Below are 21,401 nucleotides of genomic sequence, written 5' to 3' on the forward strand. Positions count from 1 at the left end.
ATGATCCGAGAAGGTGGATGCCTGTGCGGCGCGGTGCGGTTCAAGGCGGAGGGTGAGCCGCTCAACGTCCGCATCTGCCATTGCCGCCTGTGCCAGAAGGCGATGGGCTCGCCCTATTTTGCTCGCGCGCAATTCGACCAGCGCGCGCTGACCGTCGAGGGCGACACCGGCCGCTATGCCTCGTCCGAGAACATCGACCGCGTGTTCTGCAAGCGCTGCGGCACACGCCTGTTCTCCTGGCGGCGCAACGGCACGCTGGCGGGCGTTTCGCTCACGACCTTTGACGATCGCAACGCCTTCGCGCCGACCGAGCACATCTGGGTCTCGGAGAAGGTCGCCTGGCTGAAGCTCGACGACGGCCTGACGCAATATCAGGGCACCATCCCGGCGTGACGTCAGGCTTGCCCTGACGCAGGCACTCTCGCCGCCTGAGCGCGCCGTCCCGTCGTCGTCGCGATCCAGATCCCGGCAAACACCGCGACGATGCCGGCCGCCAGATTCCAGCGCAGCGGCTCGTTCAGCAGCCAGGCGCCGACCAGGGAGGCCGTGATCGGGTTGACCGTCACCGAGATCGCGACGCGCGTCGGCGTGGTCCGCTCCAGCGCGAAGGCCCAGAGATAGAAGGTCACCGCTGCGCCGAAGGCGCCGAGATAGAAAGCCGCCAGCCATTGCGGCGCGCCGAAGCCGGCGACCGGCGCAAAACTGCCGCGGATACAAGAGAGCAGGATGAGGCAGGCTGCGCCGGCCGCCATGCTCATGGTCGTGAAGGCGATCGGGCCGGAGCGCCGGATCAGCGGTTTCGACCAGATGCCGTACAGCGCCATGCACAGCGCTGCCGCCATCATCAGCAGATCGCCGCGCCAGGCGCCGGATGGTGCCGAGGTCAGGTCGGAGAGCAGCGCGACGGCAACGCCAAATGTCGCGATCACGACACCGATCGATTTGCGCCAGCTCAGGGCCTCAGCGCCGAGCGCGGCGCCGATCACGAGCGACAGCAGCGGAAGTGTCGACAAAGCGAGCGCGCCGCGCGCGGCGGTCGTGAAGATCAGCGATGCGTTGAACAGGATCGGAAACAGCGCGAAGAACAGGATGCCGAGCCCGGTCGCGGCGGCCCAGTCCCCTCGCCCCGGCCAACGGTCACCGCGGAGCAGCGTCAGGGGTGACAGCAGCAGGAAGCCGATGCCGAACCGGAACGAGCCGATCGCGAGCGGATCGAGGCTGCCCACCAGATAGCGCGTGGCGCCGATCGAGGTGCCGCCGAGGCCGCTCGACAGCACCGCGGCCAGAACGCCGGAGATTTCGCTCACACGCCCTCCCTTGACGAGCCCTAAACGCAGCATACGAGGCGCGCCGAAACAGGGAATGGAGTTTCCGTCATGCTGGGATAAGTTTTCGTCATGACCACGCCTGTTCTCGATCCCGATCTGCTGAAGGCATTTCTCTCCGTCGCCGAGCATCGCTCGTTCACGCGCGCAGCCCAATTGCTCAACCGGACCCAGTCGGCGGTCAGCGTCCAGATCCGGCGACTGGAGGAGCGGATCGGCACCAAGCTGTTTCAGCGCACCAGGGCCGGTGTCGCGCTGACCGCGGCGGGCGAAGAACTCCTCGTTTATGCGAGACGGCTTCTCGACCTCAATGCAGAGGCGATCGATGTGCTCCGCGCGCGCAAGCGCGACGCCGTGGTCCGCCTCGGCGTGATGGACGATTACGGCACGATCGTCATTCCGCCCTTGCTGGCACGCTTTGCCCAAAACCATCCGGAGATCCGGGTCGAGATCGAGACCGGCCTGACCACGACGATGCCGGCCCGGCTCGGCGAGGCCTATGACCTTGTCATCGCCATGCATCCGGAAGGACGCGGCGATGGCGAGCTGCTCCGGCGCGAGCAGGCGGTCTGGGCTGCGGCCAGGACGTATCGAGCCGAAGCACAGGACACGCTGCCCGTCGCGCTGTACCCGACGGGCTGCCTGTTCCGGCAATGGGCCGCGGAGGCCCTCGATGCCGCGGGCCGGCCGTGGCGCCTCGCTTTCGTCAGCCGAACACTCGCCGCGGTCGAGGCGATCGCGGCGCAGGGGCTCGCGATCACGGTCGTGAAGGCCGGTACCCTGCCCCCTCGCCTGCAAATTCTGTCAGAGCGCGAGAGCCTGCCGCCGTTGCCGGGAGCGGACATCCGCCTCCACCGAGCGCGCAATCTGTCGCGGCCGGCGGCGCTGCTGGCCGATCATTTACAGCTTGGGATTTCGGAACCGGCGTCCCATATCCTAACCTGACGCGTTGGCCCACCACCGGATTGGCCGGGTTGGCTGCAAGGCCACGAGGCACAAACCGGGACGGACGAGCCGTGAACGTTTCCTTTTATGACATTTCAGTGTGGGTGCTGCCGCTGGTGCTCGCCATCACCTTCCACGAGGCCGCGCACGCTTTCGTCGCGTACCGTCTCGGTGACAACACGGCCTGGCAGCTCGGCCGCGTCAGCTTCAACCCTATCAAGCATATCGATCCGTTCGGCACCCTGATCCTGCCGGCGATGCTGCTATTCGCGCACTCGCCGTTCCTGTTCGGCTATGCCAAGCCGGTTCCCGTCAATTTCCGCAAGCTCAACCATCCCAGGCTCGACATGGTCTGGGTGGCCCTTGCCGGGCCCGCCACCAACATCCTGCTGGCGCTCGCGGCGGCTCTTGCCCTCCATGCCGTGCCCTTTGCACCGGCCGGCTCGGCCCAGTGGATCTTCGACAACCTCAAGAACGCGCTGGTCATCAACGCGGTGCTGGCGGTGTTCAACATGATGCCGATCCCGCCGCTCGACGGCGGGCGCGTCGCGGTCGGCCTCCTGCCCCGGCCGCTCGCTTTGCCGCTGGCCCGGCTCGAGCCGTTCGGGATGCTGATCCTGATCGGCCTGTTGATCCTGCTGCCGCTCGCGGGCTCGCAGTTCGGTCTAAATCTTGATGTTATTTCAGGAATACTGCGAACGTTGACCGGTTATGTGATTCGGGCTGTTCTCTTCCTGACCGGCAACGCGTAGTTCAACAGAACACCCGAACATAAGCCGAAGGGCTCGAGGCCGACTTGGTCAAAGCTGCCGATATGCTGATCGCGCGACGCGCGGACACCCGTGCCCGCGCCGATTTTGCCACCTGGAAGATGATGGCCAAGCTCAACGGGGCCTCCGCGCTGCCTGCAGAGGCGCAGGAGTTCCTGGTCAGCTACAAGAATCTACTGGCGCGGATGAGCGAGGGCGAGGCCACAGAGGCCACGATCGGCGCGATCTACAAGGCCTACTATGCCGAGATGGGCGGCGCGGGAACTCCGCCCGACGTCCGCACCCGTCCGCCCGAGCCGGCGGCGGACAATGTTACCGCTTTCCGCCGCCCGCCTCCGAAACCGACGAAGACGGCCTCCTTTACGGCGGCGTTTAGCGGAGCCCAGAAACGGCCGCTCCCGGTGGCGCTGATCTTCGTCTGCCTGGTCGTGGTCTATGTCGGGATCCGGCTCTACTGGCGCTGAGCCGATTTCTTCTTTTTCTTCTCGTCCGGCGGCGTGAAGATGATGTCGACAGTACGCTCGAACCGGTCTTCGGTCAGTCCGGCCGGGGGCTGCGGGATGGGATCGGACTTGCGGACAATCGAGAGCGCAGCCGCATCGTAGGCCGCATCCCCCGATGACTCCACGACGTCGACGGACAGCACATTGCCCCTGCGGTTGATCGCGAAGCTGACCTTCACCTTCTGATTATTGGGCTGCTTGCCCTCCGGGTTGACCTTGTGGGCCGTGAGGTGCGCGCTGATCTTGCGATTCCAGTCGGTCGTGATCCTGAGGATGTCCTTGCCGAGGCCAAGCACCGGCGCCAGGGCCTTCTCGGCCTCGCGCGCGTCCTCGTCGAGGGTCTGCCGCGCCGTTGCAACCGACTGCGGCGAAGCCTCGGCAGCGGGTGTCTCGACCGCCGCGATCTTGGGATCCTCGTCCTGCGGCTTCTTCGAGATGTTTTCGGTGACGACCCGATCGGGATCGTCGACCTGTTGCGACTGGTCCTTTGGAAGCTCGGTTTCCTTGGTCTCGGCCTTTTGCTCGGGAAGCGCCTGCTGCTCCTGCATCGCTTCGCTGTCCGGTCCCGGCGGAAGGTCGGTCTCGGGCGCCTTGGGCGAGGCCATCTCGACGGCGAACTCCGCGCCGGACGCGCCCAGGCCGTCGTCGTCGTCATCGGTCCGCAGATGGGCCAGGGCGAGCGCGGCCCCGCCCAGATGGAGCGCGAGCGCCGCCACCGCCGCCAAAATCCAGAGCTTCCGGGATGGTCTGGCTTCGTCCGACATCGTGCGCCTCTAAGGCTGACCGGCGCCTGCCGCGGGCGCTCCGGGAGCGCCTTCCAGCGCGACCAGCTTCACCCGGGAATAGCCGCCTGAGCGCAAGAGCTCCATGACGCTCATCAATTCGCCATACGGCACCGAACGATCGGCGCGCAGGAAGACATACTTATCCTTGCTCATGTCGGACAGGCCGTCGAGCGTCCCGATCAGCTCGGCACGGTGGACCGGGTTTTCGCCGATCGCAAGCGTCAGGTCGGGCTTGATGCTGAGATAGGTCGGCTTGTCCGGCTTCTTCTGCGGGGTCGCGCTCGAGGTCGGCAGATCGATCGGCAGGTCGACCGTGGAGAGCGGAGCTGCGACCATGAAGATGATCAGCAGCACCAGGATGACGTCGATGAACGGCGTGACGTTGATGTCATGCGTCTCGCCGAAATCGTCGTCGTCATCATTGTCTGCGAGCGAAACGCCCATGGTTCACTCCGCCGCGCGCGAATGCGCGCTGCCGTGGCTGCGGTCGAGATCGCGCGAGAGCAGCCGCGCCGCCGCGCCCGAGGCACGGCTGACGAGCTCGAGATAGCTTTTCGTCATGCGCGAGAAGTGGTTGTAGATGATGACGGCGGGAATGGCGGCGACGAGGCCGATCGCGGTCGCAAGCAGCGCCTCGGCGATGCCTGGCGCGACGACGGCGAGGTTCGTGGTCTGCGACTTCGAGATGCCGATGAAGCTGTTCATGATGCCCCAGACCGTGCCGAACAGGCCGACGAAGGGCGACGTGGAGCCGATGGTCGCGAGCACGCCCATGCCGACGCGGATGCGCCGCGCCTCCGCGCGCACGATTTCGGAAAAGCTCGAGGCTGCGCGCTCCTTGATGCCGGCATCGCTGGACAGGCCGGCCGACATCCGCGCCTCACGCAGCGCCGCCGCCAGGAAGGACGGCAGAATGCCCTGCTTGGCGCCGAGCGCCATTTGCGCTTCCGCGAGCGAGCGCGCCTCCGAGATCTTCTTCAGTGCCGAACGAAGCTTGCCGGACGCGACCGACAGCTCGATCGACTTGGCGATCAGGACGGTCCAGGTCATCAGCGATGCGAAGGCAAGCCCGATCATCACCGCCTTCACGATGACGTCCGCCGACATGAACATCACCCAGGGCGACAGCTCCTTCATGGCCGGCGCGATAGCGGCCGCGTCGGGCTTCGCCACGGGCGCCACCACCGCCGGAGCGGCAGCCGGAGCCGGGCTGGCGGTGGCCGGCTGAGCCGTCGCCTGTGCTGGTGCAGGTGCCGCCGGCGGGGTCTGTGTCTGGGCAGAAACAGGGGATACGAGCCAGGCGGCCGCCAGCATCAAGGCGGCGGCAAGGCTTGCTTGGAAGGACATGATCTTCATACTTCGGCCCAGTAGCGAATGAGGTTGTGATAGATACCCGTCAATTTGACCGTTTCGGGATCGTCACGCCCGAGCCGTTCCACCAGCGCCTGTATCGCGGTGTCGAGGTCAAAGATCATGCTCCGGGCTTGATCGTCCCGTATCATGCTCTGAAGCCAGAAGAAAGACGCAACCCGCGTCCCCCTCGTCACCGGCGTGACGAGATGGAGGCTGGTCGAGGGATAGAGCACGCAGTCCCCGGCTTGCAACTTCACTTCGTGCGAACCGTAGGTGTCCTCGATCACAAGTTCGCCACCGTCATACTCTTCCGGCTCGGCCAGGAACAGCGTGACAGACAGGTCTGTGCGGATGCGAAGGCCGGTCAGGCGGTCGCCGCGGATCGCATTGTCGACATGCAGCCCGAAATGATGGCCGCTGTTCGCCGCATAGCGGTTGAACAGCGGCGGGAAGATCTGCAGTGGGATCGCCGCTGCCAGGAAACGCGGGTTCGACGTCAACGCCGAGATGATGCGGTTGCCGAGCTTGCGCGCGACCTCGCTGTCAGGCGGCAACTGCTCATTGCGCTTGACCATTGCTGACTGCGCGCCCGCGGTGGAACGGCCGTCTTCCCATTCGCTGGCGTCCATGATGCGGCGGAATTCCGCCACATCATCCTTGCTCAGGACGCCGTCTATGCATGTCAGCATGGCACCTCGTCGTTACTCCATCAGTAGCGCGCCGAGATCACCAGATAGGCGGCGCGTCCCGGTGCTTCCAGCACGAAGGGCGCGGCGCTCTGGTACAGCGCGTCATAGTAGCGTTTGTCGAAGATGTTGTTCACGAACAGCTTCAACTGCCAGTTCTTGTTGATCTTGGCTTCCGCGAACACATCGAAGCGCCAGTAGCTCGGAAGCGACGTGCCTGCGTTGGCCGCAAGCAACGAGCCACCGTAGATCTTCGAGCGGTAGACCGCCTGCCCGCCCAGTTCCCAGATATCGTTGAACTGGTACTTCGACAGCATGCTGAACGACTGATGGGCAACGTTGGCCAGAGGAAGCCCGACATTGGTGGTGTAGAGAAGCGGCGCCGGCATGTTCGCGGGCTTCACGTTGGACGCCGTAACCTCCGACTGCATCAGGACGAGACCTCCGAACACGCTCCATTTGTCCGTGATCTTGCCGGCCACGCCGAGATCGATGCCGCGAATACGATAAGCGGAACCTGCGGTGATACACGATATGTTGCCGGTCGTGCCGGCGGGATAGACGCATCCCAACGCGGACGCCGTGGCCACACTATTGACGTTCTGTGCCTCGCGCGCATTGTCCTTGGTGGTCTGGAACAGCGCGGCAGTCAAAAGGAGATGGCGGTCGAACAGCTCCCACTTGGTACCGAGTTCGATGGCCGTGTTCTTCTCCGGCCCGAATATCTGATTATTGCCGCCGGCCAGAGCGGGATTGACGCCGCCATATGCCGTGCTGGTGCCGTCGAACTCGGCGCCCACCGGGTTCGCTGAGGTCGCATAGGCAACATAGACGCTGCCGTTCGGCGCAGGCTTCAAGGTCAGGCCGAGATTGAAGTTCGGAATCAGGAAGTTTGCCGATTGCTGCTTGAGAGCGTTGCCCGCCCCGTATGCAGACGTATCGAGGTTGTAGTTGTCGTAGCGGAAGCCGCCATTGAGGATCAGCAAGTCACGATAGTTCGCACTGTCCATGACGTAGCCGCTGACAGTGTCGATGCCGATCTTGGTCGGCAGACCGGCCAGCGCGAGCGCCTTCCCGGGCAAGAACGTGTCCTGAGGGAAGAAGACGCTGACGCCTGTCGGCGAGCCCGACGGGGTTGTGGGAATTCCGTTCCCTTCCGATGTGAGCCCGAGATACTTGTCGATCGACGACCGCTCGCGATCGACTTCGATCCCGGCCAGCGCGGTGTGCTTGAAGCCGGCCCAGTCCTGGAACTTGTAGGTCGCTTCCGTCTGGTTGGCGAGCACGTCAGTGATCTGGAGACGGCTCTGCGGATTCATCGTTAGCGTCGAATTCGAAAGCGGGTTGGCGATCACCGGCTGCTCAGGCAGCGTTCCGACATAGTTCTGGGTCGAGCGAGATGCGCGGAACTTGTTGCTGACCATCAGGTCGGGCGTGATCTGCACTTCCGCGTTCAACGTGCCGATGTCCTGGCCGGTCCGGTAGAAGTCGCGGTTGATCTGGCCATACCAGTTGTTGCGGTTGGAGCCGAAGTCCGGGAACGGCCCACCGGCAGTCGTCGCCGTGCTCGGCCGGTAGTAGGGCACGCCGAAGTCCGGCACGCCGGTCAACTCGGTGTGGATGTAACCCCCGGTCACCTTGATCGTGTCGGTCGGCTTCCAGGTCGTGGCGACGAACGCGCCGTTGCGATTATCCTTGACGAAATCGCGACCGGCGACATCGGCGTCCTGGAACAGACCGCCTGCACGAACGGCCAGCGTCGGGTTGATCACCTGGTTGACGTCGAGCACCACACGCTTGGTCTGGTCGGTGCCAAACGTCGTGTCCATGTTGTAGAAACTGTTCTGCGTCGTCGCCTGCTTGGTGACGATGTTGATCGCACCACCGGCGACACCGCGGCCGGCGAAGGTCGAGCCGGGACCGCGCAAGATCTCGACCTGCTCGGTGAAGAAGTTCTCGCGGACACTGACGCCGGGATCGCGCACGCCATCGATGAAGATGTCGTTGCGGGCGTCGAAGCCGCGGATGAAGAAGCGGTCGCCGAAGGCGTTGCCGCCCTCGCCCGTTCCGAGCGTCACGCCGGCCGTGCTCAGGATCGCCTGCTTCAGCGTCGTGGCGTTCTTGTCCTCGAGCACTTCCCTTGTAAGCACGGTGATCGATTTTGGCGTGTTGAGGATTGGCTCAGGGAATTTACTTGACGCTTGCACTCGGGTGGCCATGTAAGGCGCGGCGGGATTTGCGTACGGATCGCGATCGGCAGGACCAGGGCTCGGATTGGCGACAGGCGCTTGTGCGGCCTGCTGCCGCTGCGCCGCGCGCCGCAGGGCGTTGCGCGCACGAATCTGATCGGCGGTGGGCTTCGAAGCGGTCGGACGCGGACGCTGCTGAGGCGCATCGACGTTCACGGGGGGCAGATTGGTCTGCTGCGCTTGTGCGCCGGTCGAGACCGTCGCGACCGCGATCAGACTGGCGACCGCCGACACGGTCTTGCCTGTTGCGACCTCGAAGTTGCTGCCGATTGGCTTCTTCAACGCAGCCGAACGCAACGACCGCGGTGACCTGACATTCCCCATTTCACGCCCCAATTCTTGACGACAATTGGTCGCATTGTGACAATGCGACGCGATGTTGCTATCGAGCGGGATACTGGGGGTCAACGCGATCTCGGCCACACTCCGTTTGAATCCGACCATTTCAAAGCAATTCTAAACTCGGTTGAGTGCGCCGCAGTTTTAAACGGTTCTAAACTTGAACCATTCTAATCTGGATATTTGATCGCTGCGATCTCGTCGTGCCGCATCAACCTTCGAGCTGATGCGCTTCGTCGATGCAGAAACGCGAACGATGGGGCGGTGCTATCGGTCGGAGAAAAGCAGGTCAATGCGATTGATCTGCCTGCACATTTGAATTCATCCAGATCGGACTCGGTGCAGATTTCAATCTGGAAACATGGCGCATGCGAGAGCTGCGCAGGCGCGAGCAGCGGCGCCGCTCTCAATCGCTGCTCGGCGGCTTCATCAGCGAGAACAATTCGTCGACGGTTTTCTGCGCGACGGCGCGCACGCGATCGGAGTTGTCCATGCCGGCGATGTTGACGCCGTTGACGACGGCTTTGATCTCGTCGCGAAAGTCGGTCAGGAAGCGCAAGGGATCGCGCTGCTCGTTGGCGACGCGCGCGATCAGTCCCGTGATCAGAATCTGGCACGCGATCAGCTTGCCGTTCAGTTCGTCCATCCTGCGCTCCCGTTGTGGCGGGGCCGATATGACCGATGCCGAATTTCCTGACAACCGAAACGCCGTGCAGGCGAATTAGAACCGTTCTCACGGGGGTTGATCCCGGCGGACTTCGCAGCGCAGCCGGGGCGCCCTTGCGGGCGGCTCTCCAAGCCGCCTACACCGGCTCCGGGCATTGCCCAAGATTTGCGCGCGGATCGTTCGCGCCGGGAAAATGCAGCACTGCACACCGTAGTGTCACGGAGCTGCCTAGACAGTGCAAAGCTTTCCAATTGTTTAGGATTCCGAACCGATAGTGCTGTTTACACTGGAACTTGGCGTGTATTATACAAGCGCGCTGGAACCCTATGATTGCTCCACAATTCGTAGTTTTGGGCGTAAAAGCCAACGAGCCGACATGAAAAAAACACGGCCGATCCTCTGGATACTGATCATCGCGGCCGTGGCCTCCGCGGGTTACTATGGCTGGCATAAATTCGGCTCGCCCGAGGCCGGAAAAACCCAGATGGCTCAGAAGGGTCCGCCGCGCCCGCCCGCCATCCCCGTCAGCGTTTCGCCGGTCCAGAAGGCCGACTTCCCGGTTTATCTGACCGGTCTCGGCACGGTTCAGGGCTTCAATACGGTACAGGTCCGGAGCCGGGTTGACGGCCAGATCGACAAGATCGCCTTCAGCGAAGGCCAGATGGTCAAGCAGGACGACCTTCTGGTCTCGATCGATCCCCGGCCGTATCAAGCCACGCTCGACCAGGCCAAGGCCAAGAAGGCGCAGGACGAGGCGAATCTCGCCAACGCCAACCTCGAGCTCCAGCGCGCCATGAAGCTTGGCGAGTTCGCGACGGCGCAGCGGGTCGACACCCAGCGTTCCACCGTCGCGCAGCTGACCGCCCAGATCGCCGCCGACGAAGCCGCCATCTCCAACGCCCAGACCCAGCTCGACTACACCCAGATCAAGGCGCCGTTCACCGGCGTGGCCGGGCTGCGCCTGGTCGACGTCGGCAACATCGTCAACGCCTCCACGCAGACGGGAATCGTGACGATCTCGCAGGTCGAGCCGATCTCGGTGATCTTCACCGCGCCGGAAGATCAGCTGCCCTATATCAGCGAAGGCCAGAAGGCCGGTGCGCTCAAGGTGATCGCGTTCACCACCGACGGCAAGAAAACGCTGGCCGAGGGCAAGCTCGCGGTCATCAACAACCAGGTCGACACGACCAGCGGGACTATTCGGCTCAAGGCGGTGTTCGACAACAAGGAGCACACGCTGTGGCCGGGGCAGTCGGTCTCGACGCGCCTTCTGGTACGCACCCTGAAGGACGCGACCGTGGTTCCGGATGACGCGGTTCAGCATTCGACCAACGGCCTCTACGCCTATACCGTCAATCAGGACAACAAGGCGGAAGTGCACAAGATCAAGGTCAGCTACGCCATCGACGGCCGTTCGGTCGTCGACGAAGGCTTGAGCCCGGGTCAACAGGTGATCACCGGCGGCCAGTTCAAGGTCCAGCCCGGAAGCCTGGTCTCGACGGCCGTAGCAAGCTCGGATCCGAGCCAGAACAAGGTACGACAGGAATGACCGAGGGCGGGATTTCGGCACCTTTCATCCGTTATCCCATCGGCACCTCGCTCCTGATGGCCGGAATTCTCTTCGTCGGTCTTGTCGCCTATCCCCTGCTGCCGGTCGCGCCGCTGCCGCAGGTGGACTTCCCGACCATCCAGATCACGGCCAATTTGCCGGGCGGCAGCCCCGAGACGATGGCCTCGTCGGTGGCCCAGCCGCTCGAGCGCCAATTCGCCCAGATCCCCGGCATCGCCCAGATGACCTCGACGAGTTATCTCGGCACCGCCTCGATCACCATCCAGTTCGACCTCAACCGCAGCATCGACGGCGCCGCCAACGACGTGCAGGGCGCCATCAACGCTGCAAGCGGCCAGCTGCCGAAGAACCTGCCCTCGCCGCCGACCTACCGCAAGGTCAACCCGGCCGACGCGCCGATCCTGCTGCTCTCGGCGACATCGGATACACTGCCGCTGACCACCGTCAGCGATGCCGTCGACGCCCAGCTTGCCCAGCAGATCAGCCAGCTCTCGGGCGTCGCGCAGGTCTTCATCGGCGGCCAGCAGAAGCCCTCCATCCGCATTCAGATCGACCCGGCGAAACTCGTCGCCAAGGGCCTGTCGCTGGAGGACGTGCGCAGCCAGATCGCGATCACCACGGTCGACAGCCCCAAGGGCAATATCGACGGGCCGAAGCGCGCCTACACGATTTACGCCAACGACCAGCTCACCCAGTCGAAGGACTGGAACGACGTCATCATCGCCTATCGCAACGGCGGCCCGTTGCGAATCCGCGACATCGGCCAGGCGGTCAGCGGGCCCGAGGACGCCAAACAGGCGGCCTGGGCCAACGGCAAGCGCGGCGTGTTCCTGGTGGTGTTCAAGCAGCCGGGCGCCAACGTCATCGAGACCGTCGACCGGATCAAGGCGACCCTGCCTCGCCTCGTCGCGGCGATCCCGCCCGCGATCAAGATCGAGCTCATCAGCGACCGTACCACGACGATCCGCGCCGCGGTCGAGGACGTCCAGTTCACGCTGCTCCTGACCATCGCCCTCGTGGTCATGGTCATCTTCGTCTTCCTGCGCAGCTTCTGGGCGACGGTCATCCCCACCATCACGGTTCCGCTGGCGCTATTGGGCGCGTGCGCCCTGATGTGGGTCGTTGGCTATTCGCTGGATAATCTGTCGCTGATGGCGCTCACCATCGCGGTTGGATTCGTCGTCGACGACGCCATCGTGATGCTCGAGAACATCACGCGCTACATCGAGGAAGGCGAATCGCCGATGGCGGCCGCCTTCAAGGGCTCCAAGGAAATCGGCTTCACCATCGTCTCGATCAGCATCTCGCTGGTCGCGGTCCTGATCCCGCTGCTGCTGATGGGCGGCATCATCGGACGCCTGTTCCGCGAGTTCGCCGTCGTGCTGGCCATGACCATCTTCGTCTCGATGTTCGTGTCGCTGACGCTGACGCCGATGATGGCCTCGCGCTTCCTGCGCGCTCATGGCGAGGTGACCCACGGCAAGTTCTACCAGTGGAGCGAACGCGCCTTCGACGGCATGCTGCGCGGCTACGAGTACGTTCTCGATCATGCCCTAGCCTGGCGGCGCACCACGCTCATGATCTTCTTCGCCACGCTCGGCCTGTCGATCTATTTGTTCATCCTGATCCCGAAGGGCTTCTTCCCGCAGCAGGACGTCGGCCTGATCACCGCGACCTCGGAAGCGTCCCAGGACATCTCCTTCGCCGAGATGCAGCGGCGCCAGGTCGAGCTCGGCAAGATCGTGATGGACGATCCCGACGTCGCCACGATCGCGATGAACATCGGCGGCAGCGGCCGCGCGGGCAACAACGGCAATTTGTTCATCACGCTGAAGCCGCGTAACGAGCGCAACGCGTCGGCGCAGGAGATCATTGCCCGGCTGCGTCCGAAGCTCGAGAAGGTGTCCGGCGCCCGCCTCTACATGCAGGCGGCCCAGGACGTCCGGCTCGGCGGCCGGCCGACGCGCACGCAGTTCGAGTTCACGCTACAGGATGCCGATCTCACCGAGCTCAATGACTGGGCGCCGAAAATCCTCGCCAAGATGCAGACGCTGCCGCAGCTGCGCGACGTCGCGACCGACCAGCAGACGCAGGGCACCACGGTCCAGCTCAAGATCAACCGCGACACCGCATCGCGCTACGGCATCCAGCCGCAGCTGATCGACGACACGTTGTACGACGCCTTCGGACAGCGGCAGGTCACGCAGTATTTCACCCAGCTCAACACCTACAAGGTGATCCTCGAGATCCTGCCGGAGATGCAGGGCAGTCTCGACAGCCTGAACAAGCTCTATCTGAAATCGCCGCTGACCGGCGACCAGGTGCCGTTGTCGACCTTTGCGACCTGGACCACCGATCCGGTCCGCCCGCTCTCGATCAGCCACCAGGGCCAGTTCCCGGCGATCACGATCAGCTTCAACCTCGCCCAGGGCGTCGCGCTCGGCCAGGCCACCGAGGCCGTGCAGAAGGCGATGGCCGATCTCGGCGCACCACCGACCCTGAATTCGAGCTTCCAGGGCACCGCGCAGGCGTTCCAGCAGTCGCTCGGCACCGTGCCGCTGCTGATCCTCGCAGCCCTCGTCGTGGTCTATCTGATCCTCGGCATTCTCTACGAGAGCTACATCCACCCGATCACGATTCTGTCGACCCTGCCCTCGGCCGGCGTCGGCGCGCTCCTGATCCTGATGGCGGCCGGCTTCGACTTCAGCCTCATTGCATTGATCGGAATCATTCTCCTGATCGGCATCGTGAAGAAGAACGGCATCATGATGGTCGACTTCGCCATCGCGGCCGAGCGCGACGAGCACAAGACGCCGGAGGAATCGATCCGCCAGGCCGCGCTGCTGCGCTTCCGGCCGATCATGATGACGACGATGGCCGCCCTGCTCGGCGGCGTGCCGCTGATGCTCGGCCACGGTACCGGCGCCGAGATCCGCCAGCCGCTCGGCTACGCCATGGTCGGCGGCCTGATCGTCAGCCAGGCGCTGACGCTGTTCACCACCCCGGTGGTCTATCTCTATCTCGACGAGCTCAACAACTGGTTCTCGGGCTGGGGCCGTTCGGGTGACGGCGAAGGTCACGAGACGCCCGAGCACAGCACCGTCAAGCAGGCCGCCGAGTAAGCTTGCACCGCGGCTTCCGCGACGCTACAGCGAGGCCCTCGGTTCACGCCAACGCGGTTTCGCCATGTCCATGCAATCCAGACTTGTCGCCCTCGCCGCCGCCCTTCTGCTGTCGACAGGCGGCGCGTATGCCCAGCAGAGCGCCAAAAAGAGCGCCGCTTCCCCTGCACCGGCAGCACAGTCCGCGCCAGCCCCGACCCAGCCGCAGGCTGACGGTGCGCAGCAAGCCGGATGGGTCGTGCGCTGCACCAGCGTCAGCCGCGATGCGCCGCTCGAATGCGCGATGGAGCAGAACGCGGTGCTGACCAAGACCGGCCCATCGCGCCCGACACCCGCACGCCGGTGGCGCTGCTGCAATTGCCGCTCGGCCTCAACCTGCCCGTCGGGGCCAAGCTCCAGGTCGACGAGGGCAAGACATTCGACCTCCAGATCCAGACCTGCGAGAACCGCGGCTGCTACGCCTCGACGCCAATCGCGGCGGACCTGCTCGCGGCCTTGCGGTCGGGCAAGCAGCTGAAGGTCTCCTTCCAGAACATGGCCAAGGAGGCGATCGCGATCCCGATGCCGCTGGGCGATTTCGCGGCCGCCTACGACAAGATCAAGTAGGCATGCTGTCATCGCCCGCGAAGGCGGGCGATCCAGTATTCCAGAGAGAGCGCGACTGGAGCCGAGGGGTCGCGGCGTACTGGATGCCCCGCCTTCGCGGGGCATGACACCACACCGTTTTCTCCCTACTGCCGCGCCATCTGCGCGTTGCCGACAGCATCGCCGTCGAGCTTCTGGTCGTCGTGCATGGTGACGGTGACGCGCAGCAGCCGCCCCTCGAACTCGAACGGCGCCTCGTAATGCGACACGGGGCTGCCACGGTCGCGGCCGATGTCGAGGCCGGACCACGAGATCAGCGTGTGGAAGCCGAGCTGGGTCTGGAGCGACCCCGCCGGCTCGCCGTCGATCAGCAGCGTGTATTCGGTGACGCCGGTGCGCGAGCCTTTCGCCGGCGGCTCCTTGCGCACAAGCCGCTCGACATGCACGCCGAGCCGCCGCGCGCCTGACGGCACTTTGCGGTCCGACCGCACGATCTGGTGGCTGCCGCCGATGTTGAGATCGTGCACGAGATGGCCGTCCCTGAGGTAGAGGCTGTAGCCCGACGTCGCATCGCCATGCGAGATCAGCACGCCGTTTGCACCCGCTTCGTCGATCTCGACATGCGCCTCGATCGTGTAGCTGCGGCTGCGCACGTCAGGCGCGACGTCGGTCGGCACGTGGCCCATGCCGGCGTGGAAGACGAAATGGTGGCGCGCACCGTGGAAGCGTGCCGCGTTCTCGGCGAAGCGCGGCCCGAAGCGATCGTCGAGCGGCAGCACCTTGTGCCTCTCGGCCTCCGCCCACCAGGTCGCGATCATTGCTGCCAGACGCTCCGGCTCCTTTGCGGCGAGATCGTCGGTCTCGGAGAAATCCTCGTCGAGATGAAACAGCTCCCATTTGTCGTTCTCGAACGGCGTGCCCGAGGGATGAAAGGCGACCGCCTTCCAGCCGCCCTGCCAGAGGCCGCGATGGCCGAACATCTCGAAATATTGCGGCGCGCTCTTTGACGGTGCAGACGCATCGGTGATCGAGCGCGCAAAGCTCTCGCCTTCCAGCGGCATCTGCGGGCAGCCACCGATCTCGTTCGGCGCCTCGATGCCGATCAGCTCGAGCAGCGTCGGCGTGAGGTCGCAGGCGTGGACGAACTGGTGCCGCAGCTCGCCTTTGCCTGCGATTCGCTTGGGCCAGTTGATGACGAAGGGATCGCGGATGCCGCCGCCATGGGTGTTCTGCTTGTAGCGCCGCAGCGGCGTGTTCGACGCCATCGCCCAGCCATGCGGGAAATTGCTGTGGGTGTCGGGCCCGCCGATATCGTCGATACGGCTGAGCTTTTCCGCGATCGGCTCCGGCTTGAAGTTGAACGGCCCCATCGCGTTGACGAAGCCGAGCGGCCCGCCCTCCTGGCTCGCACCGTTGTCGGACATCACGATGATCACGGTGTTGTCGCGGATGCCGGCCGTTTCCAGGAACGAGACAAGCCGTGCAAGATGCCGATCGGAATGATCGAGCATGCCGGCGAAGGCCGCCTGCAGGCGGGTGAAGACGCGGCGCTCGTCGGCCGAATGCTCCTCCCAGGCCTTCACGCCGTCGTTGCGCGCCGGCATCCGCGTTCCCTCAGGCACCAGCCCCATCGCCTTCTGGCGTGCCAGACGCCGTTCGCGCTCGACGTCCCAGCCGTGCGCGAATTCGGCGTCGTAACTCCCAATGATGTCGGCCGGGGCCTGATGCGGCGCGTGGCAGGCGCCAAGTGCGACCCAGGTGAGCCAGGGAATGTCGGGCCGATCGGCGACATGGTCGCCGATGAAGCGGATCGACTGGTCGATCAGATCCTCGGTCAGATGATAGCCGTCCGCATACGTGCCCGGTGGATCGATATGCGTGTTGCCGGAGACGAGCTCGGGCGCATACTGGTCGGTCTCGGCATCGAGGAAGCCGTAGAAGCGATCAAAGCCGCGTCCCAAGGGCCAGCCGTCGAATGGGCCGGTAGCTCCGCTTTCGGTCAGCGGCGTGACGTGCCATTTGCCGACCATGTAGTTGCGATAGCCATGGGGGCGCAGCATCTCGGCCAGCGTCCCCGCCTCGCGCGCGATCTTGCCGCGATAGCCGGGATAACCGGAATCGAAATTGGCAAGGCAGCCGACGCCGACCGAGTGATGGTTGCGCCCTGTCAGCAGCGCGGCGCGCGTCGTCGAGCACATCGCCGTGGTGTGAAATCCTGAGTAACGCAGGCCTTCCGCGGCGAGCCGGTCGATGGTCGGCGTCTTGATTGTCGAGCCATAGCAGCCGAAATCGGAGAAGCCGACGTCGTCGAACAGCACGACCAGGATGTTCGGCGCGCCGTCGGGCGGCCTCGGCGCCTCCGGCCACCAGGGTTTCGACTCCGCGACCGTCTTGCCGGCGGTGCCGCGGAACGGCGTGCCGCTGCCTGCGCTCATCTGCTTCTCCCTGCTGGTTGCCCGGCGGCTGCGGTTGACCCGCGGCTCGGCCACGCCTAGATTATAATCCGACTTATGATTATTGTTTTAGCCGGATGCAAGCACGGATGCGGCCAAGCTCGGACGAACCCGATTTCGACCTGCCCGGCGTTGCCCCGTCGCGGCAAAAGCGCAGCCGCGAGACGACGCTGGCGCTGCTGCGCGCCGGCGCCGACATGCTGCGCACGCGCAGCCTGGCCGAGCTGTCGATCGAGGCGCTCTGCACCGAGGTCGGCGCCACCGTCGGCGCCTTCTACAGCCGCTTCGAGAGCAAGGAGGCCTATTTCAACGCACTGATGGCGCTGGCTGCGCGCGACGGCGAACAGCGGCTGGGCGAAATCAGGCGACCGTCATCGGATACGGACCTCGACAAGCTCTGCCACACCATCGTCAGCGGCATCATCGCCTGGATGCGAAACCACGAAGGCGTGCTGCGCGCCGCGCTTCAGCACGACAACACCCGCCCGGACAAATGGACGCCGTTCAAGGCCCTCGCGAAGGCAACGACTGAACGCGCAACCCCTCTCCTGCTCCCGGCCATGGGCAAGGGACGCAAGGCCGCCAAGACCCGCACCATCGCCTTCGGCTTCCAGGTCGTGCTGGGCACGCTGGTGAACGCGACCCTCAACGATCCCGGGCCGCTGTCGCTTGGATCAAAAGAGATGGAGACGCGACTGGCCGGTTGCCTGTTGCTGTTGCTCCAGGCGGAGATCAATCAGTCGACGCCGAGATAGGCCTTCTGCACCTGCGGGTCCTGTGCGAGCCCCGCGGCCGTGCCGGACAGCACGCTCTTGCCGACCTGGAGCACGGTCGCGAAGTCCGAGACTTCCAGCGCCAGCTCGATCGACTGCTCGGCAAGCAGGATGGTCAGGCCCTCGCGATGCAGTCGGCCGAAGGTCTCGTACATGGATTCGACCACCGCCGGCGCGAGGCCGAGCGACGGTTCGTCCAGCATCAATAGCTTCGGATCGCTCATCAGCGCGCGGCCGACCGCGAGCATCTGCCGCTCGCCGCCGGACATGGTGCCGGCGCGCTGGTTGCGGCGCTCCTTCAGGCGCGGGAATATCTCGTAGACGCGCTCAAGCAAATTGGCCTGGCGCGACTTGTCGTGCAGCGGCGTCGCGCCGAGCATGAGGTTGTTCTCGACGCTCTGCTGCACGAACAGCCGCCAGCCTTCCGGCGACAGCGCCAGCCCCTTGCGCACGATCGCAAAGGCCTTCTGGCCGGCGATGTCCTCGCCGCGAAAGCTGATCGATCCGGAATGCACGGGAATGAGACCCGCGATTGCGTTCAGCGTCGTGGTCTTGCCGCCGCCATTGGAACCGAGCAGCGCGACGACGCTGCCCTCCGGCACTTCCAGCGAGACGTCGGAGACACCGATGAGGTCGCCATAGCGCACCTCGAGGTGCTCGATCCGAAGAAGCGCACCGCTCATAGGTCCGGCCCGCCCATCAGCTCGACCGGCGTATGGCCGGCCGCGGCCTTCGCGGCGCGTTTGCCGAGATAGGCTTCGATCACCGCCGGGTTCGAGGTGACCTCGCGCGGCGAGCCGCGGGCGATCTCCTTACCCTGGTGAAACACCATCACGCGGCTCGCGAGCGACATGATCACTTCCATGATGTGCTCGACGATGACGAGCGTGATGCCGGAACGGTGGATGTCGCGCACGAGATCGATCGCGAGCCTCACCTCGTGGGCGTTGAGCCCGGCCATGGCCTCGTCGAGCAGCAGCACCTTCGGCTCGGTCGCCAGTGCGCGGGCGATCTCCAGCCGCTTGCGGCCCGGCGTGCCGAGCGAGCGCGCCGGCGCATCCGCAAGCCTGCTCATGCCGACGCGCTCCAGCACCGCGCGCGCCCTAGTCTCGGCCTCGTGGCGATGCGAGGTGCGCAGGAAGGCGCCGATCATGACGTTCTCGAGCACCGTCATGCCTTCAAAGGTCTGCGGCACCTGGAAGGTGCGGGCAAGCCCGAGGCCGGCGCGCTGCTCCGGCGCGAAGTCGGTGATGTCGGTCCCCTCGAACAGCACGCGGCCCGAGGTGGTCTTGAGATCGCCGGTGAGGCAATTGAAGAAGGTGGATTTGCCGGCGCCGTTCGGGCCGATCAGGCCGAGAATATCGCCCTGCTCCAGCGTGACGGACGCATCGTCCACCGCCTTGAAGCTGCCGAACGCCTTTGTGATCCCGCGCGCCTCAAGGAGCATGGCCCGCTCCCTTATCCGCGCCGGGCTTGCGTCGTCCCACGAACAGGCTGAGCAGGCCGCCGGGCTGGAAGCGCGCGATCAGCACGATGATCGCGCCATACACCACGAAGGTGAGGCCCGCCCCCTTGCCGCCAAGCCAGCTGTTGGAGATCTCCTCCAGCGGCACGAGGATCGCGGCTCCCACCAGCGGACCGAACAGCAGCCCTGCGCCGCCCAGCGCCGCCATGATCAGGATCTTGACCGAGATCAGGATGCCGAGCCCGGACTCGGGATCGACGAAGCCGAACATCATCGCATAGAGCGCGCCGGCAACGCTCGTCAGCGCCGCGCTCAGCATGTAGGCGTAGAGCTTGGTCCGGCTCGCAGGCGCGCCGAGCGAGCGCGCGGCGCGCTCGGAATCCTTGATCGCGCGCAGATAGAATCCCATGCGGCTGTTGGTCATCCACCAGGTGATGAACAGCGTGATCACGAGGACGATCAGGAAGAGGTAGTAGTACGGCAGCGACGACAGGAATGAGAGATCGAAGACGTTGCGCGGGACCGTCGGACCGGAGAGACCGACGGCAGCGCCAAGCCATTCGGTATTGGTCACGATCAGCCGTACCGTCTCTGCCACCGCGATCGTTGCCATGCTGAAATAATGGCCGGACAAGCGCAGCGTCGGCACACCGATGACCGCCGCAAGCCCCACCGCCAGCACGATGCCGCCGGGGATTCCAAGCAGCGGCGACAGGCCGAATTTGGCATAAGAGCCCATCGCGGCATAGGCGCCGCAGCCGAAGAACACGACATGCCCGACCGAGACCTGGCCGGCATAGCCGCCGACGATGTTCCAGGCCGACGCCGCGATCGCATAAAGCAGCACCAGCGCGCCCAAGCGCTGCTGGAACGGCGAGGACAGCAGCAGCGGATAGGCGACCGCAATGGCTGCGACGACCGAAAGCCAGATCCAGCGCCGCATCACATCTTCCCCATCAGACCCTGTGGCCGGAACCAGAGGAAGGACAGGAACAGGACATAGACGACGATGTCCTTGTAGACCGCGCCGATCAGATAGCCGGAGAGCGATTCGATGACGCCGATCAGCAGCCCTGCGACGAGAGCGCCCGGCACGCTACCAAAACCGCCGAGCGACACCGTGACGAATGCGACGATGCCGAGGGTCTCGCCGACGGTCGGCACGATGTAGAAGAAGTTCGCGATCAGCGCGCCGGCCAGGCCGGTGGCGCCGGCCGCAATCGCCCAGGCGATCGCCTGCATGGTGTCGGGCCTGATGCCCATGAGCTGAGCCGCGGTCTGATCCTCCGCCACCGCCAGCATCTTTGAACCAAGCGATGTGCGCGTCAGCAAGAGGTGCAGGCCGAATGTCACCAGCAGTGCGACCACGCCGGCGAGCAGCCGTGAGGCCTCGATGCGCAGGCCGGCAAATGCATAGGTGCCGCCGACGATATTCGGCGGCATCGACAGGAAGTTGGCGCCGAACCACCAGAACACGGAATAGCGCAGCAGCAGCGCGAGCCCGAACGTGCCCAGGATCTGCGCCAGCATCGGCCCCTTCATGATGTCGCGGATCAGCGCGAAATAGACCACGACGCCGACGGTGGCGAGCACCAGCGTCGCCAGCGGCGCGCCGAGGATCGGCCCTCCCCCCATCAGGGTATAGACGACATAGGCGACGTACATGCCAAGCATGACGAAGTCGCCATGCGCGAAATTGACGATGTTCATCATGCCCCACACCAGCGTGAGGCCCGAGGAAAACAGGGCGTAGACGGCGCCAAGCAGAAGCCCGCCGACAATCACCTGCACGAGTACGAAGGACATGAGCT

The 21,401-nt window shown here is 64.8% G+C and carries 19 protein-coding genes and 1 pseudogene; 8 read left to right on the plus strand and 12 right to left on the minus strand.

Translation table 11 applies throughout. The annotated features are described in order from the left end of the window. A complete protein-coding gene (locus QJT78_RS08610) occupies positions 1 to 393 on the plus strand; it encodes a GFA family protein (protein ID WP_014495990.1) in 393 nt (130 codons plus the stop codon). A gap of 2 nt (positions 394 to 395) precedes the next feature. On the opposite strand, the gene QJT78_RS08615 is transcribed toward QJT78_RS08610, so the two are convergent. Next, complete coding sequence (locus QJT78_RS08615; protein ID WP_049807400.1) at positions 396 to 1,307, minus strand: DMT family transporter; 912 nt, start codon at positions 1,305 to 1,307, stop codon at positions 396 to 398. A 90-nt stretch (positions 1,308 to 1,397) separates the two neighbouring features. Here QJT78_RS08615 and QJT78_RS08620 point away from each other — a divergent pair, with 90 nt between their 5' ends. The 3 genes from QJT78_RS08620 (at position 1,398) to QJT78_RS08630 (ending at position 3,504) form a co-directional block, all read left to right on the plus strand. Further along, on the plus strand, positions 1,398 to 2,270 hold the full coding sequence (locus QJT78_RS08620; RefSeq protein WP_038941964.1) for a LysR family transcriptional regulator: 873 nt from the start codon (positions 1,398 to 1,400) through the stop codon (positions 2,268 to 2,270). 71 nt (positions 2,271 to 2,341) lie between these two features. Continuing rightward, a complete protein-coding gene (locus QJT78_RS08625; protein ID WP_028146574.1) occupies positions 2,342 to 3,022 on the plus strand; it encodes a site-2 protease family protein in 681 nt (226 codons plus the stop codon). A 62-nt stretch (positions 3,023 to 3,084) separates the two neighbouring features. Further along, positions 3,085 to 3,504, plus strand: a complete 420-nt coding sequence (locus QJT78_RS08630) for a hypothetical protein (protein WP_028146575.1) — start codon at positions 3,085 to 3,087, stop codon at positions 3,502 to 3,504. Here QJT78_RS08630 and QJT78_RS08635 read toward each other — a convergent pair. From QJT78_RS08635 to QJT78_RS08660, 6 genes are all read right to left on the minus strand, one after another. Next, positions 3,492 to 4,307: an energy transducer TonB gene (locus QJT78_RS08635; protein ID WP_028146576.1), complete on the minus strand. Its 816-nt coding sequence runs from the start codon at positions 4,305 to 4,307 to the stop codon at positions 3,492 to 3,494. The genes QJT78_RS08630 and QJT78_RS08635 overlap by 13 nt on opposite strands. A 9-nt stretch (positions 4,308 to 4,316) precedes the next feature. Beyond that, the gene (gene exbD, locus QJT78_RS08640) at positions 4,317 to 4,772 is read right to left on the minus strand and encodes a TonB system transport protein ExbD (protein WP_014495997.1); all 456 of its coding nucleotides are present in this window, start codon (positions 4,770 to 4,772) and stop codon (positions 4,317 to 4,319) included. A gap of 3 nt (positions 4,773 to 4,775) precedes the next feature. After that, positions 4,776 to 5,684 (minus strand): tonB-system energizer ExbB, encoded by a 909-nt coding sequence (gene exbB, locus QJT78_RS08645; protein WP_028146577.1) that lies wholly within the window; start codon positions 5,682 to 5,684, stop codon positions 4,776 to 4,778. Then, the gene (locus tag QJT78_RS08650; RefSeq protein ID WP_028146578.1) at positions 5,681 to 6,370 is read right to left on the minus strand and encodes a Fe2+-dependent dioxygenase; all 690 of its coding nucleotides are present in this window, start codon (positions 6,368 to 6,370) and stop codon (positions 5,681 to 5,683) included. The genes exbB and QJT78_RS08650 overlap by 4 nt, the downstream gene beginning before the upstream one ends. Before the next feature lie 20 nt (positions 6,371 to 6,390). Next, on the minus strand, positions 6,391 to 8,940 hold the full coding sequence (locus QJT78_RS08655) for a TonB-dependent receptor (RefSeq protein WP_028146579.1): 2,550 nt from the start codon (positions 8,938 to 8,940) through the stop codon (positions 6,391 to 6,393). A 421-nt stretch (positions 8,941 to 9,361) separates the two neighbouring features. Next, the gene (locus QJT78_RS08660; RefSeq protein ID WP_028146580.1) at positions 9,362 to 9,601 is read right to left on the minus strand and encodes a hypothetical protein; all 240 of its coding nucleotides are present in this window, start codon (positions 9,599 to 9,601) and stop codon (positions 9,362 to 9,364) included. A 397-nt stretch (positions 9,602 to 9,998) separates the two neighbouring features. On the opposite strand from QJT78_RS08660, the gene QJT78_RS08665 reads away from it, so the two are divergent. The 3 genes and pseudogenes from QJT78_RS08665 to QJT78_RS08675 all read left to right on the plus strand — a co-directional run bounded on the left by QJT78_RS08665 (position 9,999) and on the right by QJT78_RS08675 (position 14,920). Further along, complete coding sequence (locus tag QJT78_RS08665; RefSeq protein WP_028146581.1) at positions 9,999 to 11,171, plus strand: efflux RND transporter periplasmic adaptor subunit; 1,173 nt, start codon at positions 9,999 to 10,001, stop codon at positions 11,169 to 11,171. Then, a complete protein-coding gene (locus QJT78_RS08670; protein ID WP_038941965.1) occupies positions 11,168 to 14,314 on the plus strand; it encodes a multidrug efflux RND transporter permease subunit in 3,147 nt (1,048 codons plus the stop codon). Before QJT78_RS08665 ends, QJT78_RS08670 begins: the two co-directional genes overlap by 4 nt. A gap of 64 nt (positions 14,315 to 14,378) precedes the next feature. Further along, a pseudogene (locus tag QJT78_RS08675) lies at positions 14,379 to 14,920 on the plus strand (invasion associated locus B family protein). 125 nt (positions 14,921 to 15,045) lie between these two features. On the opposite strand, the gene QJT78_RS08680 reads toward QJT78_RS08675, so the two are convergent. Further along, entirely contained in the window at positions 15,046 to 17,334 is a 2,289-nt protein-coding gene (locus QJT78_RS08680) for an arylsulfatase (protein ID WP_038941966.1), read from the minus strand. Positions 17,335 to 17,441: 107 nt separating this feature from the next. Here QJT78_RS08680 and QJT78_RS08685 point away from each other — a divergent pair, with 107 nt between their 5' ends. After that, on the plus strand, positions 17,442 to 18,107 hold the full coding sequence (locus tag QJT78_RS08685) for a TetR/AcrR family transcriptional regulator (RefSeq protein WP_049807401.1): 666 nt from the start codon (positions 17,442 to 17,444) through the stop codon (positions 18,105 to 18,107). Here the strand turns inward: QJT78_RS08685 and QJT78_RS08690 are convergent. From QJT78_RS08690 to QJT78_RS08705, 4 genes are read right to left on the minus strand one after another with little or no spacing between them, the layout of a single operon-like run. Beyond that, complete coding sequence (locus QJT78_RS08690; RefSeq protein WP_038941967.1) at positions 18,089 to 18,808, minus strand: ABC transporter ATP-binding protein; 720 nt, start codon at positions 18,806 to 18,808, stop codon at positions 18,089 to 18,091. The two genes, QJT78_RS08685 and QJT78_RS08690, sit on opposite strands and share 19 nt — an antisense overlap. Further along, positions 18,805 to 19,572, minus strand: coding sequence for an ABC transporter ATP-binding protein (locus QJT78_RS08695; RefSeq protein WP_028146585.1), 768 nt, complete (start codon positions 19,570 to 19,572; stop codon positions 18,805 to 18,807). The genes QJT78_RS08690 and QJT78_RS08695 overlap by 4 nt, the downstream gene beginning before the upstream one ends. Continuing rightward, on the minus strand, positions 19,562 to 20,533 hold the full coding sequence (locus tag QJT78_RS08700) for a branched-chain amino acid ABC transporter permease (protein ID WP_028146586.1): 972 nt from the start codon (positions 20,531 to 20,533) through the stop codon (positions 19,562 to 19,564). Before QJT78_RS08700 ends, QJT78_RS08695 begins: the two co-directional genes overlap by 11 nt. Beyond that, positions 20,533 to 21,396 carry a branched-chain amino acid ABC transporter permease gene (locus tag QJT78_RS08705; RefSeq protein ID WP_028146587.1) on the minus strand — a complete coding sequence of 288 codons (864 nt, stop codon included), beginning with the start codon at positions 21,394 to 21,396 and terminating at the stop codon, positions 20,533 to 20,535. Before QJT78_RS08705 ends, QJT78_RS08700 begins: the two co-directional genes overlap by 1 nt. Between the last annotated feature and the right edge of the window lie 5 nt (positions 21,397 to 21,401).

The organism is Bradyrhizobium sp. Mp27 (assembly GCF_029953005.1).
GTDB classification, from domain to species: Bacteria; Pseudomonadota; Alphaproteobacteria; order Rhizobiales; family Xanthobacteraceae; genus Bradyrhizobium; species Bradyrhizobium barranii.